At 65.8% G+C, this 15,649-nt stretch carries 19 protein-coding genes; 4 read left to right on the top strand and 15 right to left on the bottom strand.

Features of this window, described 5'->3' with window-relative positions; all coding sequences use genetic code 11:
* Nucleotides 1-2: 2 nt before the first annotated feature.
* The 11 genes from FHT19_RS05010 to FHT19_RS04960 form a co-directional block, all read right to left on the bottom strand.
* Nucleotides 3-587, bottom strand: coding sequence for a S26 family signal peptidase (locus FHT19_RS05010; protein WP_169474142.1), 585 nt, complete (start codon nucleotides 585-587; stop codon nucleotides 3-5).
* Entirely contained in the window at nucleotides 584-1,096 is a 513-nt protein-coding gene (locus FHT19_RS05005; RefSeq protein ID WP_169474141.1) for a DUF2840 domain-containing protein, read from the bottom strand. Before FHT19_RS05005 ends, FHT19_RS05010 begins: the two co-directional genes overlap by 4 nt.
* A gap of 262 nt (nucleotides 1,097-1,358) precedes the next feature.
* Nucleotides 1,359-2,243 carry a replication initiator protein A gene (locus FHT19_RS05000; RefSeq protein WP_169474140.1) on the bottom strand — a complete coding sequence of 295 codons (885 nt, stop codon included), beginning with the start codon at nucleotides 2,241-2,243 and terminating at the stop codon, nucleotides 1,359-1,361.
* Between the two features lie 3 nt (nucleotides 2,244-2,246).
* Nucleotides 2,247-2,546: a helix-turn-helix domain-containing protein gene (locus tag FHT19_RS04995; protein WP_169474139.1), complete on the bottom strand. Its 300-nt coding sequence runs from the start codon at nucleotides 2,544-2,546 to the stop codon at nucleotides 2,247-2,249.
* A gap of 113 nt (nucleotides 2,547-2,659) precedes the next feature.
* Complete coding sequence (locus FHT19_RS04990; RefSeq protein ID WP_169474138.1) at nucleotides 2,660-3,199, bottom strand: DUF2285 domain-containing protein; 540 nt, start codon at nucleotides 3,197-3,199, stop codon at nucleotides 2,660-2,662.
* Between the two features lie 31 nt (nucleotides 3,200-3,230).
* Nucleotides 3,231-3,434 (bottom strand): DUF6499 domain-containing protein, encoded by a 204-nt coding sequence (locus FHT19_RS04985; RefSeq protein WP_169474137.1) that lies wholly within the window; start codon nucleotides 3,432-3,434, stop codon nucleotides 3,231-3,233.
* 115 nt (nucleotides 3,435-3,549) lie between these two features.
* Nucleotides 3,550-3,831 (bottom strand): DUF2285 domain-containing protein, encoded by a 282-nt coding sequence (locus tag FHT19_RS04980; protein ID WP_169474136.1) that lies wholly within the window; start codon nucleotides 3,829-3,831, stop codon nucleotides 3,550-3,552.
* Nucleotides 3,832-4,020: 189 nt separating this feature from the next.
* Nucleotides 4,021-4,233, bottom strand: coding sequence for a helix-turn-helix transcriptional regulator (locus FHT19_RS04975; RefSeq protein WP_169474135.1), 213 nt, complete (start codon nucleotides 4,231-4,233; stop codon nucleotides 4,021-4,023).
* Between the two features lie 95 nt (nucleotides 4,234-4,328).
* Nucleotides 4,329-4,643: a DUF736 domain-containing protein gene (locus tag FHT19_RS04970; protein WP_169474134.1), complete on the bottom strand. Its 315-nt coding sequence runs from the start codon at nucleotides 4,641-4,643 to the stop codon at nucleotides 4,329-4,331.
* Between the two features lie 440 nt (nucleotides 4,644-5,083).
* Nucleotides 5,084-5,491, bottom strand: a complete 408-nt coding sequence (locus FHT19_RS04965; protein WP_169474133.1) for a hypothetical protein — start codon at nucleotides 5,489-5,491, stop codon at nucleotides 5,084-5,086.
* A 136-nt stretch (nucleotides 5,492-5,627) separates the two neighbouring features.
* Nucleotides 5,628-5,792 (bottom strand): hypothetical protein, encoded by a 165-nt coding sequence (locus tag FHT19_RS04960; RefSeq protein ID WP_169474132.1) that lies wholly within the window; start codon nucleotides 5,790-5,792, stop codon nucleotides 5,628-5,630.
* 244 nt (nucleotides 5,793-6,036) lie between these two features.
* On the opposite strand from FHT19_RS04960, the gene FHT19_RS04955 reads away from it, so the two are divergent.
* Together FHT19_RS04955 and FHT19_RS04950 are read left to right on the top strand one after the other, a co-directional pair.
* Nucleotides 6,037-6,393 carry an HU family DNA-binding protein gene (locus FHT19_RS04955; protein ID WP_282435877.1) on the top strand — a complete coding sequence of 119 codons (357 nt, stop codon included), beginning with the start codon at nucleotides 6,037-6,039 and terminating at the stop codon, nucleotides 6,391-6,393.
* Nucleotides 6,394-6,636: 243 nt separating this feature from the next.
* Nucleotides 6,637-7,002: a hypothetical protein gene (locus tag FHT19_RS04950; RefSeq protein ID WP_169474130.1), complete on the top strand. Its 366-nt coding sequence runs from the start codon at nucleotides 6,637-6,639 to the stop codon at nucleotides 7,000-7,002.
* Between the two features lie 58 nt (nucleotides 7,003-7,060).
* Here the strand turns inward: FHT19_RS04950 and FHT19_RS04945 are convergent, their stop codons facing one another.
* Entirely contained in the window at nucleotides 7,061-7,381 is a 321-nt protein-coding gene (locus FHT19_RS04945) for a DUF736 family protein (protein WP_169474129.1), read from the bottom strand.
* 105 nt (nucleotides 7,382-7,486) lie between these two features.
* On the opposite strand from FHT19_RS04945, the gene FHT19_RS04940 reads away from it, so the two are divergent.
* Together FHT19_RS04940 and FHT19_RS04935 are read left to right on the top strand one after the other, a co-directional pair.
* Nucleotides 7,487-7,885: a hypothetical protein gene (locus FHT19_RS04940; RefSeq protein ID WP_169474128.1), complete on the top strand. Its 399-nt coding sequence runs from the start codon at nucleotides 7,487-7,489 to the stop codon at nucleotides 7,883-7,885.
* Nucleotides 7,882-8,775, top strand: a complete 894-nt coding sequence (locus tag FHT19_RS04935) for an FkbM family methyltransferase (RefSeq protein WP_169474127.1) — start codon at nucleotides 7,882-7,884, stop codon at nucleotides 8,773-8,775. Before FHT19_RS04940 ends, FHT19_RS04935 begins: the two co-directional genes overlap by 4 nt.
* Before the next feature lie 139 nt (nucleotides 8,776-8,914).
* Here FHT19_RS04935 and FHT19_RS04930 read toward each other — a convergent pair whose 3' ends face one another.
* The 3 genes from FHT19_RS04930 to FHT19_RS04920 form a co-directional block, all read right to left on the bottom strand.
* Complete coding sequence (locus FHT19_RS04930; RefSeq protein ID WP_169474126.1) at nucleotides 8,915-9,853, bottom strand: DUF2493 domain-containing protein; 939 nt, start codon at nucleotides 9,851-9,853, stop codon at nucleotides 8,915-8,917.
* 305 nt (nucleotides 9,854-10,158) lie between these two features.
* Nucleotides 10,159-11,220, bottom strand: coding sequence for a toprim domain-containing protein (locus FHT19_RS04925; protein WP_169474932.1), 1,062 nt, complete (start codon nucleotides 11,218-11,220; stop codon nucleotides 10,159-10,161).
* 9 nt (nucleotides 11,221-11,229) lie between these two features.
* Nucleotides 11,230-15,603, bottom strand: a complete 4,374-nt coding sequence (locus FHT19_RS04920; RefSeq protein WP_169474125.1) for a strawberry notch-like NTP hydrolase domain-containing protein — start codon at nucleotides 15,601-15,603, stop codon at nucleotides 11,230-11,232.
* Nucleotides 15,604-15,649 lie beyond the last annotated feature (46 nt).

Raw genomic sequence — 15,649 nt, 5'->3', positions numbered from 1 at the left:
GATTATCCTTTCGTCTGCAGGGGAACAACGGGTTCGCTGCGAAGCCCGCGCCAGCGCAGCGGCGCTAAAGGCGCATCGCGCGTCAGCAATGGGTCCGCGCGGCCGAGCAGAACGCGGCGCTGCAGCGGCCCGAAATAGCGGCTGTCGAAACTAGCCGGCGCCGCATTGAGGACGAAGATTTCGTCGGCGAGCAGGCGTCGGCAGCCGGACCAGACCGGCAAGGCGCGGCCTGCCCGATCATGCATTGCCGCATGGGCCATGGCTTTCCCGTCGACCGACACCACTCCGCCCCGGCGACAGACGCGCGCACCGCCAAGGGCCGCGACACGCTTGATCAGCGGCACGCCCATGGGCAGATAGCGGCGCTTCGCGAGATAGGCGCCAAGCTGCGCGGACGGGGCGATTGCCGCATAGTCGCCGACCAAGATGGGGACATCCCCTCGGATGCGGTAGGCGCCAAGCGGCGCGCTGGCGCTTGCGTTCCACACGATCCAGGGCCGCGGCGTCGGCAGGATCAGGCTCGCAATCAGGACCGCGCAGGCGCTGGCCGCCATCCCGACAGCGACACGGCCAATCCGCGCGCTCATAGCCCCGCCGCCTTGCGCTTGAGCCACGCCTCATGGCGCTCGCGGGTGTATCCGCGCGGCTGTTCGCCGACAGTCAGCCGGTTGTGCACGTGGCGCCAATGATCGGGCGCCGCGTCGCAGGCGTCGATTCCCGCCGCTTCCACTGCGTCGATCGCCTGAAGCACGCGCTGGACACGCGGCCAGCCCCTGATCGAGAGCAGCAGCTCGCCGCCGGGGCGCACAAAGGGAACCGTTGTGTAGGCCTCGCCCGCACCCACACAGCGCAGGATATCGATACGCGAGCGGACAGTGCCATAGTCGCTCGCCGACCATTGCACGAACGCGATGCAAGCGCTCTCGCGGAAAGCGACGACACGGCTGCGACGGCTGATGATCCGCTCGGCCGCAACCCGGCCGAAGCGGATCCAATGTTCCAGCCGCTTCTCGATCCAGATGAGCTCCACCTCGGTCGTGGTGCTCCCGGCGCGCCCGGCACGATCTGCAGGCGATGGGCTGGAGAGCCGGGTCATGGCCGTCCTCCACCCTTGGTGCCGCGCCGTGTCGGGGCTCGCCGTCTGCCACCTTGCGCTGTGCAAGCGGCGCGCAAGGGGCGGCACCGCGGCTTGCGCAAATCCCGGTTAGCAAGAGTCCGAAGGACTCTTCTGTTAGCACGGTTAGTAGGGCGCTGATTTCTCTTGCGATTGCAGCGGGTTAGAGCAAAACCCGATTTCCAATAGGCCGAATGGGCGGTTTTCGATAGGCCGACTGCCGCGGTTTCCAATAGGCCGAATGTCATGGCCGGTTATCCACAGGCTTGAGCTTGAGGCGGCGCATGGCCTTGTCGATCGGATCGACGGGAATAGCGGCGAACAGCAGCCGCTCCCTGCCAAAGGCGTGTTCGATCGAAAGGCGGTAGCCCGGAAGCGCCTGGCGCTGGACGATACCGCGCACATCGAAAGCGAATTGCTTGAGCGGCGAGAGCGCACCGGACTTGAGATGAAGGTGCGCGAAGTCGAAGCTCCACCCTCCGGCCTGATGCCCGCCATGCTTGCGCACCAGGCGGTAGAGCCAGCGCTCGAGGCCGCCGGTGAGCTGGAAATAGGCGCGGTCGATGGTGAGGACGAGCGACCGGTTGACGACGCCCGCATAGAACCAGTCAGGCAGGATCAGCTCGATGCCGCAGGCGCGCCCGCGCGCATCGGCGAGCTCGCGCCATTCGTTGATCCAGGAGAAGCGATGGCGCCGGCGCTGCTGCTCCTGGCGGATCGAGGTTGCGACCGTGGTCGATTGCAGCCGATCAAGCGCGGCCTTCAGCCGGTCATAATGGTCGCGCCCCGTGCCCCGCCCGGTAAAGGCGAGGATCTCATGGGGCGTCGTGGCCATGAGCCGCGACGTTGCGCGCCCGGCGTCGCGCGCCTCGACAATCTGGCTCGCCGCCCAGATCAGGACATCGGCATCCCAGATGGTGGCCATGCCATGCTCGGGAACGGCTTCCACCGAGATTTCGGTGGCGCCCATGACGAAGTCGATGGGCGTGACGCGCTTGCGCTTGGCAAGGCTGAAGAAGGGCCAGGACATGAGATCCTGCGCGTCGCGCGGCGAGACATCGCCCGGCATCGGCCGGAAGAGCTCGAGCTGCGCGCGCTCGCTCACGCGCTGGGTGATCTGCGCCCGCATCGCTCAGGTGCCCGGCGCAAGGCGCTTGGCGGGGTGAACAGTGCCCTGCCCCGGATCCGAGGTCGACCGGCGCGTGCCCAGCGACGCCCAGGCTTCGAGGTCGGGTATGGCATAGACGATGCGCCCCCCGAGGCGGCGATAGACCGGCCCGGTGCCGTAGCAACGGTGCTTCTCGAGGGTGCGCGGCGAGAGCCCGAGCATGGTGGCCGCCTCGGGCGTGCGCAGATAGCGGGGCCGGATAATCGCCTCGGGGTCGGGCTGCGCCAGATAGCGAGGCTGGGGCGAATGGGTGGGGTCGGGCATGGCGTCCTCCTGGTCGGTGCCGGCGACGCGAGCGCGCCGCAGCGATTGCAAGGACAGGATTGGCGAGACGGAGGGCGGCCCGGGAGGGACAGCCGAAAACTTAAAAAATGTCCCTATTCGCCGCGCAGCAGGCGGCGGTAGGTAGAGGTCACGAGCTGATCGGCAGCGGCGAGCAGGCGGCGCAACTGCTTGCGTTCCGATGCGTCCGCCCACGCCGCAGCGGACACATGGCCGAGGTCAGGGTCGATGAAGCGCGCGCCCAGTTGCCGCAGCGTTGCACCGGCACGACGCGCGTCGAACAGAGCCAGAAGCTGGCCGAGCCGTCTGCGCCGGTGCGAAGACAGATAGGCACTTTCCGGCGAGGGTTCGGCGGCTCCGCCACGGGTCCGAAGAAACCATTCGGCGGTGTTGCGACGGCTGCGCAGGCTGCGTTCGGCCGGCAGCATGACGCAGCCCCATCGCCCGAAGCCAGGCTCGAAGCGCAGCCGCGCCCGCCTTGCGCCCTGCCCGATCGTGACATGCAGCCCATCAGCGCCCTCTTCCCGGGCAATGATTGCAGGGAGATGATCCGGCGTGATCGTGTCGAGACCGACAAATCCCTGAGGGGCTGGACCTACGAGGATCGTGAAGGCCAGGACATCGGCGCGCCACAAGGCCTGTCCTTCGCGGGCCGGGGATGCCGGATCAGCCAGGAAATCGCAGGCCCCAGCGCGCAGCGGCGCGGGCATCCTCCTCTTCGCGGGAAGGCGCCGAAGCAGCCTTGGCGAGCGCATAATCGCGCTGGTACTCAATATTGCGGCGAAGGAATTCGAACGCGATGCCACTGAGGTCGAGTTCGTCGGTCGGACGCGCAGGATCTTCCTCGCGCCAGTCTGCAACTGGCGACATAAAGCCTCCCCTTCACTGTTCTATTGAGGGTTGCTGGATGTACCGGAGTGCGACCGCCCCAAACAGGCGCTCCAGACCGACCTGACTTTGGTCAAGGGTAGCTATTGTTTTCGTTCTATTTCGGGTCGAGCGGCTTGCGCTGGAGTGCCGCGAGCTGGCGATAGCCGTGCTGGGACATCCACTGGGCGCGGGCCAGATGGGTCGCATGCATGCGCCAGGCGCGCTCCGGGTCCTGCGCCACATCGAGACCAAACAGGACGGCCATCGCTTCTTTCCAGCACGCCGTCGCATCACGCGAGGCGTCAAGCAGCCGCAGATAGGTGTCGAGATGGGCAAGGTCGTAAGGCGTGATGGTGTCGCCAAGCGGAGGCGCATCTTCGAACGGCATTTTTGTCATGCACGCGCCTCCCGCTCAAGCTGTGACAGTGGAGCGCCTGCGGGACTGACAGACCATGGGCAGTGCCGGACGACTCCGCGCCTCCACATACTGCCATTTGCGAGAGAGGGCACGCCGCTTGGACGCGGCGTGACCATCTCGTGCCGCCTGGCGCATCGGGGGCTCGCGGCGCGAGCGCCGATCTGCCTGCTAGTCGGGTTGGCGGAAGAACTCGAGCGCGGGGGCATCGAGCACCGCAGCGATACGCTCCAGCGTGTCGACCGTTGGCGAATTCTGTTCACGCTCGAGATTGCCCACGTAGTTGCGATCGAGACCGGCAAGATGCGCGACTTCCTCCTGCGAAAGACCCTTGGCCATTCGCAGTCTGCGCAAATTCCCGGCAACGATGCCCCGAAGCTTCATCGGGGTGTCGTCGCCTTGTCCTTAGCATAGCTCCACCTAGTATAGTAGGGAATCTGCCACCCGAGCCATGCCCGGGCGGCAGAAAGGCGGCGCGGTCAGTCGCCGCGCCGCGTCTGGCGGTTCCAGACGAGGTCGTAGTCCCCCTCTTCGCCTTCGAACAATTGCGCGAAGATCGGAGCGACGAAGCTGGGGTCATCGAGCTTGACCGAGAGATAGGGGCGGTTGTCATTCGTGCGCTTTTCCCAGGCTGCGCCAATTTCGATGTCGCCAAGATGAACCCGGTGGGTGGGCGCGTTGCCGGTTGCCGCGTCATCGGCGGCGATGCGCACCGACTTGGCCTGAAGTCCGAGCGTGAGGATCTGGCCCTTGAACTCGCCCGAGACTTTCTTGAAGCTGCCGATCTTAGCCATGTCATTGTCCTTTCGGTTGGTCGGGCCGGCACCATCCGGCCTCGATGCGCCAGGAAAGGGCGTCCAGCGCCCGGTGCCGCAGCCATCAGGCCCGGAGCGGCAAGCGCAGGACGGCAGAGCGAGCGCTTTCTTGTTTCGCGAGGAGCGGCGAAGCCCGCGGGGAAGAAAGTGGACGCGGCGCCGTTGCGGCAGCGGGTGAGCGCGTCAGCGCGCCTGGACGACATGAAGCGCATCGAGACGAGGCCGGAGGTGCCGTCGCGACTGGACCCGTGCAATGGCTGCCAAGCGCTGCTTCCGGGCGGACAGGACGGGGCCATTGTACCGCGGTCGTTCAAGCCGTGCGCAGTGCGGCCGTTGCTTGCAGCCGTGCCTGTCCCCTCGCCCTGTTTCCGCCGACAGCGACGGCAAGCCCAGACCTGCGAATACAAAGTGCCCCATTTTCAGGCTGTTGCACTGCCTCGCAACGTTCGATGCGCCGCGTTGGCGGTGATCGCGGCGCACAGGAGGCCGAAAATGGTGGCCACAAGCCGCTGATCGAGAACAAGCGCGCTGACGGCCCTGCCGACGCTATAGCCGGCAACCGCAGCAGGCAGCACAAAGATGAGGAGCAGGAAGAGCCGCGCCAACGGCGCATGAGCAGCCCGATATGCTGCAGTTCCACAGGCAAGGAGCACCAGCGCGACAAGGCAAGCCGCAGCAAGCGAAGCAGCGATGCCAACGCCTGCCGAATGGAGTGATAGTCCAAGGGCGATGCCCGTCGAGACGGGCAAAGCGATGGCGGCGAGCGAAAACAGGAACCGCACAAGCGCGGTAGCGGCGACAAGGCCGAACAGGAGAAGGATGGTCATATCGCGTCCTTGGGCATGACGAATGATCGTCGGACGCGCCCGCCACCACCTCCACAGCGCAATCTGCAGGGCAAGTCTAGCAGACGATATCCGGCCGCGCCACGTGCAATCGTGGCCTGTGTGGCGGTTGCTCCCTTCATCGTTCGAAAGGGTCATATTCGCGGACAACCATGGCGGCATCGCCCTCGAACTCGCTTGCTGGCAGGGCGTAATATCCATGCTCGGTACGAATGAGAGCGATCACGGTCATGAGCGTGCGCGAGAGGTTCCAGGCAAGCGACTGGGCGGTGGAAAGCGGCATATCGAAGGCTCCTGTCCGCCAGCGGAGACCATCCCCGCTCGGCAGGTGCCCCGCCGGCCAGAGCCAGGCCGCAATCACCGCGCGGGCCCCGCGCGGCCGCACGCGCATGCGTAGCGGACCCTTCACGGGTTGATTGAAGGAGGCCTGGCTTTGCGCCCAGGGACTGCGCCGCAACGAGCCGGGTGTACTTCGCAAGGACAGGCGCCGGTGCAGCACCCCGCACCTCCCGCCTTCCGGCCCACCTCTGTGCTCGAACCATCAACGCCGCGTTGGCGGACAAGGGCCACACGGCTATGCCAGCGCCGAATCGTTACGGAGATCCAAGATGAACAACAGTGACCTTGCCGATCAGCTCGCCGCCGCTCACGGCCTCACCAAGGCCGATGCCCGCAAATATGTCGATGGCGTCCTTGCCGCGATCGTCGATGCCGCAGCACGCGGTGAAGAAGTCTCACTTAACGGCTTCGGGAAGTTCAAGGCGAAGAACAGCCCGGAACGCGAAGGCCGCAATCCGGCAACGGGCGCCGCCATGACGATTGCCGCATCCAACAAGCTGACGTTCGCGCCCGCCAAGGCGGTCAAGGACAAGCTGAACGGCTAAGGGCCCCGGCGACGCGGCAGGGCTGCTTCAGACTACTGCCGCGTAGCGCCCTTCTAGTTCTGATCCGCACACACCTGGATCGAGCGCTGCCAGCCCTCTTCTGATCGCAAAAGCGAGATCGCGCGAAGGTCGTCTGCCCGAGCCCAAGATACCCCATGACGCGCCAACGGCGCGCCATGGGGTGCTTCCGCACGGATTGGCACTGGTTCATTCCCCCCGACCATTCCGGGGGGACGAGACATCATGCGCAAGATCTTGATCGCGGCAGGCGTGGGCGCGTTTCTGGCCGCGACACCGGCCGTGGCCGAGGAGTGGGACTTCGTTCTCATTAACATGACCGGCAACCGAATCGCCGAGGTCGAAGTCGCACCGGCCTCCTCGGCGCGCTGGCAGACCCAAAAGCACGACCCGGAACTGAAGCGCATGCCGTTTCCAGCCGGTGCCCGGCAGACTATCAGCTTCGACAGGGACGCGAACGCCTGCCTCTTCGATATCCGGACCAAGTTTGCCGACGGCACCATGGGGCTCTGGTCCAGGATCAACCTCTGCGACAATTCCTACGTGACGATCCGGTACACAAACGGTGCCCCGACCTTCATTGGCAACTGAGATGCAGGCCATGCCAGCCCGGACCGGCTCCGCAGGATTGCGGAGCCGGTCCTGCCGATCAGGCCGGCGGATTCCAGATGATCACCTTCTTCGACGGATCATCACCGGGCGCATTGGCGATGTTGCCGTAGATCGTGCCGAACTCCGGCGCGGACAGGGAAACCGAGATATATTCGGCGCCCGTGTTCTGGGAGAAGCGCTTCCAGCCGCCGCCAAGGTCGAAGCCGTTCTTGCGGCTGATGATGCGGTAATCGGGCTCGGACTCCTTCGCCTTGCGCGTGTTGGGGATGATCGCGATCGGCGCCGAGACGGTCAGCGTGGCGAGCGTGCCTTCAAAGCTGTCGTCGGCCTTGACGGTGAGGTTGGCGATGGTGGCCATGGTCTTGAACTCCTGATCTGGTGCGCGGGGACCATCCCCGGTGGCGCCACTCGGAAGGGCGGCTCACCGTCGTCACCGAGCGCTCCGCGCGAGGGCGAACCCCGCATGGGGTTGACGGCACTAGGCGGGCACGCCCTGCAGGAAGGCGACAAGCAAGGGGTGGTCCTGCGCTCAAGCAGGACAGGGCAGCCAAGGCGCCTGTTTCGCCCGTTCCTTCAAGGCCAACGCCGCTGTCAGAGCGCCCTGCGGTCATTCGGCACGGCCATCCGCATCGCCCTCACCTCCGCGCAAAAGCAGAGCCTGCGGATGCCCACCGCAAGCCCTGCAGCTAATACCGGAAACGTTCTGGCGGAGAGCGCGCACAAGACCGCGGGCATGACCGCCAGGTTCCCTCTCCAGCGCACCGAAGTCCCGCCGACCCTGCGCAGTCACACGGCAAGGCGGCGCGGTATCTTCGACGGCCTCAAGGGCTTCTCCTCCATCACCAGCGGGATCTATCAGTGACCAGTTCAATATCGACCGTCGCCTGCCGCCATGGCCTGTTCCACATTCTCGAGGCGGACGACACGATCGGCGCCAGCATGCGCGAATATGGCGAATGGTCGGAAAGCGAGGTCCACCTCTATCGGTTGCTGCTCCGTCCGGGCGATGTCGTTGTCGAAGCGGGCGCCAACATTGGCACCCATACGGTCGCCCTCTCCCGCATCGTCGGCGCGTCAGGCAGCGTCCATGCATTCGAGCCGCTCGGGATCAACCATCGCCTGCTATGCGCCAACCTGCTGGCCAACGACTGCTTCAATGTGCGCACCTATCAGGCCGCGCTCGGGCGAGACCTCGCTTTCGCCCTCTTTCCCGATGTTGAAGGCGACAAGATCGCCAATTTCGGCGCGCTGGGCTTCTACGGGAGCGGCGACCTGCCGAAGCGGCTGTGTCCGCTGATGACGGTCGATACGCTCGAGCTCGCCCGCGTCAACTTCCTCAAGATCGACGTCGAGGGCCATGAGCGCGAGATCATCAGCGGTGCGATTGCGACCGTGCGCCGGTGCCGTCCGGTGGTTTACCTCGAAACGCTCAACCATCATGCGGCCACGCTTGCGGCGGACGGCCATACAAGCTGGGCGATCGAACAGCTCAAGCCCGAGGGCTACAGGTTCTGGCATCTGATCACGCCGCTCTACAACGCGCAGAACTGGCACGGTAACGCCCATGATGCCTTTCCCGGCAAATGGTCGTTCGACCTGGTGTGTGTTCCGCAGGAGATGGGCGAGCTCGTGGGCCTGCCCGATGCGGAGGTCGACCGGATGCACTGCAGCGATCCCGACCAATGGCGCAAGATCCGGTTCCTGGCAAAGGGCGAGCAGACGCCTGCGGATGCCTCGTCGCAGGAGCGCTAGCGCGGGCGAGCAGCGGACGCATTCGCTCCGGTCGAGCCAGCAAGCCGTCACAAAGCGTTGCCCATAAAGCGCCGCCGCCTGCAACGCCCGGAACTGCTGCGCCGCGAAGAGGTGCTGGACGACTGGCGCCAAAGCGGCCTCAGCCGCCCCGTGCCCGGAAATCCCACACGCGGATACCCATCTTGCGGGCCTTGTCGGCAAGGTTGTCCTGAATGCCGGTGCCTGGGAACACGATCACACCGCGCGGGCACGTCTCGAGCATGGCGTCGTTACGCTTGAAGGGCGCTGCCTTGCGGTGGCGCTCCCAGTCGGGCTGAAAGGCAACCTGGGGGACGTTGCGGTCGCGCGCCCAGCATGCAGCGATGCGTTCGGCGCCGGTCGCTGTGCCGCCATGGAGCAGGATCATGTCGGCGATGTTCTCATGGACCTTGTCGAGAACCGCATAGACGCGCTCGTGATTGTTGAAATCCGCCCCGCCGGTGAAAGCGATCCGCACGCCCTCGGGATTGAGCACACGGGCGTCCTGATAGCGGCGCTTGTTTGCAAACTTGCGGCTGTCCAGCACGGCGGCTGTCAGTTGCTTGCGGTTGACCATGGGACCTGAGCGCGGCAGCCAGGGCTTGCGCAGATGGGTGCGGAACTGCTCGGCCGCGGCATCGCGGAAGAATTCCATGGTGTCGCGGCGTTCGATCATGGTGATGCCTTCGGCGATGCGTCGCTCGAGTTCGACCGACTTGACCTCGCTGCCATCCTGCTCGCGCTGGAGACGCTTTTGCGCCTGTTCATTGTCGTCGAGTTCGCGTTCGATGCGCTCGCCGGCACGGTGGAAGACGTTGACGATGCCCCAGAGCAGGTCTTCGAGATCGGGCTGGATGCGGGTGTCCTCAAGCGCCGCAACCATGCCATCGAACATGTCGGCCACGGCCCCGGCCGCAAGGCGCTCGTCGGGCAAGGGCCGTTGGTCGGGTTCATCCTCGAAGGGACGATAGCCGTAGAGCTGCATTTCCTGGAGCAGATAGGCGGTCGAGCCGGGCTGGGCTTCCTGACTGTCATCAGAGGGATCGATGGGGCTGGTCATGCTATGCCTTTCGCCGTTCAGCCGCGCCTCTCGCGGCCTTCGTGGCGACGCCTCTGGCGGCACGCTTCCCGGGGCTGCACCACGCACAGCGGGGCCGAAGCAGCGCGCAGGACGCGGCCGGCCCCGCCATTTTGCTTCGCGCTGCAAAGGTCCGGCACGGACCGGCGGAAAATGGCGGTGACGGCCGCGTTGCAACCTTGGGCAGCTTGCCGCAGTCGCCCCACGAGAAGGCCGGGCGCGGCCAACCGCAGGGCATTCCATCCCGCTCCTTCCCTTCCCGGCTGACAACTCTGCCCGGCGACCGCTCAGGCGGCCTGGGACAGGAAGCACACGACATCTTCCGCCCGCAATTGCCCGGCCAGGGCCGACGCCAGCGATGGCGCGCCGAAGCGGATCAGGTCGCTGTTGAAGTCATCAAGACAGGGATGAAGCGCGACAACCGCAATCCCAGCCTGCGCTCCCCGCTCGGCCAGTCGTCGGAATGCTGCGTGTCCCGCAGCATCAGCATCGCACGCGACGTAGAGACGGCGGAGCACCGGAGGAAACAGCAGCGCGGCGAGATGGGCCGCTGAAAGCGCGGCGATCATCGGCATCGTCGGCAGGACTTTGCGCAAGGACAGCATTGTCTCGATACCTTCCCCTGCCGCCATGACGGCACCTGCGTCCCCGAAACGGATGCCGTTGCCAAGAAGCATGCCCATTGCGCGCCTTGGCGTTGCAACCGGCGCCTTGCCCCGGCCGTCTCGGGCTAGCCAGGTGCGCTGCACGCCGGTCACGCGGCCGCCAAGGTCGGTGACTGCTGCAACCATGGCGGGCCAGGCACGATCTGTCCCTGCGCCGTCTCGGTCGGAGGGCCGATAGAAGCAATTGGGATGGTAGCGCACGGCGGCTCCCAGAGCGACAGAGCGCAGCCCCCGCTCCCGCAGATAGGTCGCGACCGGATCGGCCGACAGCGGACGGCTCGCTGCCCAGAGGCGCCGCGCCCGCTCTGACGACGGCGCGGGAGCCGCAGATCGTGCGGGGCGGTGGCGCTTTGGGCCGGGTGACGGCAGCGAAGCGTCTGGCAGGCTGAGAAAGCGCCGGGCTTCCGCAAGGGTTTCACCAAGACCATGATGCCCGCAGGCCGATGCGATCAGGTCGAGGAGATCGCCGTGGTCACCGCTTTGCGCGTCAGTCCATTTGCCTGCCGCTCCCCGTCCCTCCGGCCCACCGGAGAGACGGACGTAAAGGCTGCGCCCCGGCGTATTGCGAGCATCGCCCACCAGCCAATAGCGGCCTTCACGCCGTCCGTTAGACAGGTAGCGCCGACAGACGCCTTCGGCGTTCTCGGCAAGGCGCCGGGCGAGTTCTCCAGCCCCGGTTGTCATCGCCATGCCTCACGCCGCCTTGCGCGCCGAGACCTGCTCGACGGGATAGCGTTCGAGCAGCGCCGCGAGCACAGTGGCGCCAGCAGGGCCAGTGGGCACGAACAGGCGCAGCTTCCAGGATACGATCTCCGACAGGAGGCCAATGGCTTTGAGACGGGAAACCGCAAGGTCGCTGAACCCTGAAAGCTCGATCCGCCAGTCGCCCATCGATCGCACCCGCAGGAGCTTCTGTCCCTCGGCCAGGTGCAGGACGGTGTCGCCGGAGAGCAGAAGCGTCATTGCCTCATCGGGATCGAGCGTGGGCCGTTCGGCGTTACCGGCAACGCTTGCCGCCCATGCCGGCGACACCCGGCGACCAATGATGCGTTCGCCTTCGTTGGTCTGTAGCCGGAATACCCGGGCCGATTCCTCCGGAAGCTGTTTCCAGATGGGCAGCAGCAGCCCTGCGACCATATGCAGCGTCGAGGTTTCGAACGCCGGCAGCGCTGCAAGCTCTTCGGCCCAGGCAGCCGCGAAGGCTTCCCGCCCAGCGGTTTCCCAGCCACTTGCAGTGAGCGTGTCGAGAGCGACCGTGCTGTCACCCACCGGCCAGACCAGGCGCGCCCGGGCCGTGACCTTACCGTCGTCGTCGATCAGGCTGCGGGCACGGCGCTGGAGGGCGGCGCGACCCGTTCGGGCGTGCACGAGCATGCGCGCGCCCTTCTCTTCGACGAGCGCCAAAGCAACGTCGAGCCCGAGCGGCGACAACCTGTCCTTGCGCTCGATCGTCACAAGCTGCGTTTCGGCGCCGGTGCCCGGATGCGCGTAGATGGTCTGCCTGCCTGTGACCATAAAGCTTTCAGCGGTGAGCGTTTCGAGCCCGAGCTCGTAAGTGCCGCTCGCGACCGCGCCCTCGATACGGGCCAGCAGCAGGCCTTCGAAGGCGTCGAACAGAATGTCCTGCAGAGCGATGGAAAGCGCGAGCATACGATTGAGGAATGTCGCAATTCCAGGTAGTTCATCGCGCAAGCTGCCATCTTCATTGAGCAAGGCAAGGCCCGTCGCCTGCTCGAAAGCGGCGAGCGAGCAACCCTCGATCTTGCCCTGGACGACGAGCCGATAGAGGCTGCGCAGTGCGTCACGGGCGTAGACGGATTCGAGATTGTCGCTGGCCCTGAACATGTTCTGCCCGCCGGTCTGGCGCTGTCCGCGCGTGATCGCACCCAGCGTGTCGAGGCGGCGCGCGATGGTAGAGATGAAGCGCTTCTGCGCCTTCACGTCGGTAGAGACTGGCCTGAACAGCGGGGGCTGCTTCTGGTTGGTGCGATTGGTTCGCCCGAACCCCTGAATGGCGGCATCGGCCTTCCAGCCCGCTTCGAGGAGGTAGTGGATGCGCCGCCGCTGATTGCGGCAACCAAGGTCGGCATGATAGCTGCGCCCCGTTCCGCCCGCTTCGCTGAAGACGAGGATGCGCTTGGCATCGTCCATGAACGCATGGGTTTCGGCGAGATTGGCCGAGGCAGGCCGGTTCTCGACGGCAAAGCGCAGACTGCCGTCTTCGCGGCGCCGGGGAACGATCCGGCGCGAACGGCCCGTCACTTCGGCGACGGCATCCGGCCCGAAATGCTGGACGATCTGGTCGAGGGCACCGGGGACCGGCGGCAGGGCGGCAAGACGCTCGATCATCGCATCGCGTCTGCGCGCTGCCTCGCGATTGACGACGGGATTGCCCGCCTCGTCACGGACAGGCCGCGAGGACAGGTTTCCTTCGCTGTCGGTGAAGGGTTCGAACAGTTGCACGGGAAAACCGTGCCGCAAATAATCGAGCACATATTCGCGAGGCGTGATGTCTACACTGACATCGTGCCATTCATCGGTCGGGATTTCGGCGAGCCTGCGCTCCTGCAGCGCTTCACCGGTCGACACGATCTGAACGACTGCCGCATCGCCGGCTTCGAGGTCGCGCTCGATGCTCGCCAGCACGCTGGGCGTCTGCATCGCCGTGATCAGGTGATTGAAGAAGCGCTGCTTGGCCTGCTCGAAGGCCGAACGCGCCGCAGACTTTGCCTGGGCGTTGAGCGTGCCATGCGTGGCGCTGGTGATGCCGGAGGCTTCCATCGCGGCATCGAGGTTGTTGTGAATGACCTGGAAGGCCGCGGCATAGGCATCGTAGATGCGGCGCTGCTCGGCGGTCAGCGCATGTTCGAGCATCGCATATTCGACGCCATCGAATGACAGCGAGCGCGCGGCATAAAGTCCGAGCGCCTTGAGGTCGCGTGCCAGCACTTCCATGGCCGCCACGCCGCCGTTCTCGATCGCCGCCACAAATTCGGCGCGCGTCGCGAACGGAAAGTCGCCAGAAGCCCAAAGCCCCAGTCGCTGGGCATAGGCGAGGTTCTGGACGGTCGTGGCACCAGTCGCCGAGACATAGACGATGCGCGCATCGGGCAAGGCATGCTGCAGGCGTAGCCCCGCCCTTCCCTGCTGCGACGGCGCGACATCGCCGCGCTCGCCCTTGCCGCCTGCAGCATTGGCCATGGCGTGGGCTTCGTCGAAGACGATGACGCCATCGAAGTCGGAACCGAGCCAGTCGACGATCTGCTCGACGCGGGACTTCTTGCCGCCGCGCTCGCACGAGCGCAGCGTGGCGTAAGTCGCAAAGAGGATGGCTTCATTGAGCGGGATCGACGTGCCCTGACGGAAACGCGACAGCGGCGTCACGTAGAGCCGCTCCTGGCCCAAGGCTGCCCAGTCCCGCTGCGCATCCTCTAGCAGACGCTCTGAGACGGAGAGCCAAACGGCCTTTCGGCGGCCTTTGAGCCAATTGTCGAGGATGATGCCAGCGACCTGACGGCCCTTGCCCGCTCCGGTCCCATCGCCCAGGAACCAACCGCGCCGAAACCGGACGGCAGCTTCGCAATCGTCGGGTGCCGCCGTCAGCTGGTCCCATGTCGCATCGACGCTCCACGCGCCGGCCAGATGTCCATCATGCGCTTCGCCAGCATAGATGATGGACTCCAGTTGCGCTTCGGACAGGACGCCATCCTCGACCAGCGCGAGCGGCAGATGCGGGCGATAGTTTGGCTTGGGCGGCGCAACTGACGCCATTGCGGCGGATTGGACGAGCGGCGTCGGATGCGGCCTGGCGCCAACGATCCGCACCGATTGGGGCACATAGGGTTCATAAAGCGCATCGCCGAGCCGGCCCTCGGGTGGCGCCCAGTTAGTGACGACAAAATGGAGCTCTGCAACTTGCGCAGCAGCTTCGTCTGGATTGGGCTGTGACGGCACGGCAGCCAAGGCTGCTACGCTGCGCCTTGCCTGGTCCAGACTGTTCCGCTCGGCCGGCAGCGCAGCGATCGAGCCGTTTGCGGAAACGCAAGCCATCGGCGCGCGTGGCGGCAGATCTGCGCAGACCCATTCGAGCAGCGTTGGCACATCGGGCGCGGTGCCTCGGGAGGCCGGGAAGCGCCCGGGTTCGCTGGCCGGCACTTTGTCGAACACGGTAAGCCGCGTCTCAATAGTCGTACCGTGGCGCGTGTAGACCTTGCCGGCAATAGCGGCAGTGAAGACCAGACGGGCATCCCCCTGCAGGCTGACGAAGGTTTCGCGCCAGACCGGATTGTCCGGCGAGCAAGAGGCGCCGGTAATCGCGACCAGCCGCCCGCCGGGCACAAGACGCGCAAGAGCCGAACGGATATGCCGGATGGCGGCATCTTTCATGGTCCGCTCGACGTGCGCGAGGGCCGAAAACGGCGGATTCATGAGGACGACGCTCGGGCGAACCGAATCGGGAAGCCAGTCGTCGATGGCGGCAGCGTCGTGACCCGAGACCACTGCCTGCGAAAAGAGGCCCCGCAGAAGCTCGGCCCGGACCTCGCCCAGCTCGTTGAGCACGAGACCGCAGGTGCTGCGCTCGGCATGGATAGCGAGCATGCCCGTTCCCGCAGATGGTTCTAGGACCACGTCCTCGGCTCGGATGGAACCGGCATGGGCCGTGACCAGAGCGAGCGCTGGTGGGGTCGAGAACTGCTGCAGCGCCAGTGCGCTCTCGGACCGGCGCGTGTGCGTCGGGAGAAGCTTCGCCACGCGCTCGACCAGCGATAGCTGTTCTGCGACAGGTCTCGAGCCAATTGCGCCGGCATATTTGCGCAGGAACAGGACCATGGCGCACTCGCAGGCGTCATAGGCGGTCTTCCAGTCCCAATGCCCTTCCGCATCGGTCCCGCCAAAGGCCTCCGTCATCGCGCCGCGCAGAGCGCGTGCATCGATGACGACACCGGCTTCGAGCTGCGGGAGCAGGCGCTGGGCAGCACGGTTGATGGCGTGCGCGATTGCAACAAGAGACACAGGTCGTGACGCGCTTGCGGCGCCCGGCACCGCATGGGCAGGCAGATGGGTCATGGCAGGAACTCCGGGAGAGCAGGGGATGTTCGGCTCGCCGGACGCT

It is taken from the genome of Novosphingobium sp. SG919 (genome assembly GCF_012932495.1).
GTDB classification, from domain to species: domain Bacteria; phylum Pseudomonadota; class Alphaproteobacteria; order Sphingomonadales; family Sphingomonadaceae; genus Novosphingobium; species Novosphingobium rhizosphaerae.
The sequence above is the reverse complement of the archived record's forward strand: the minus strand, read 5'-3'. Positions and strand labels throughout refer to the sequence as shown.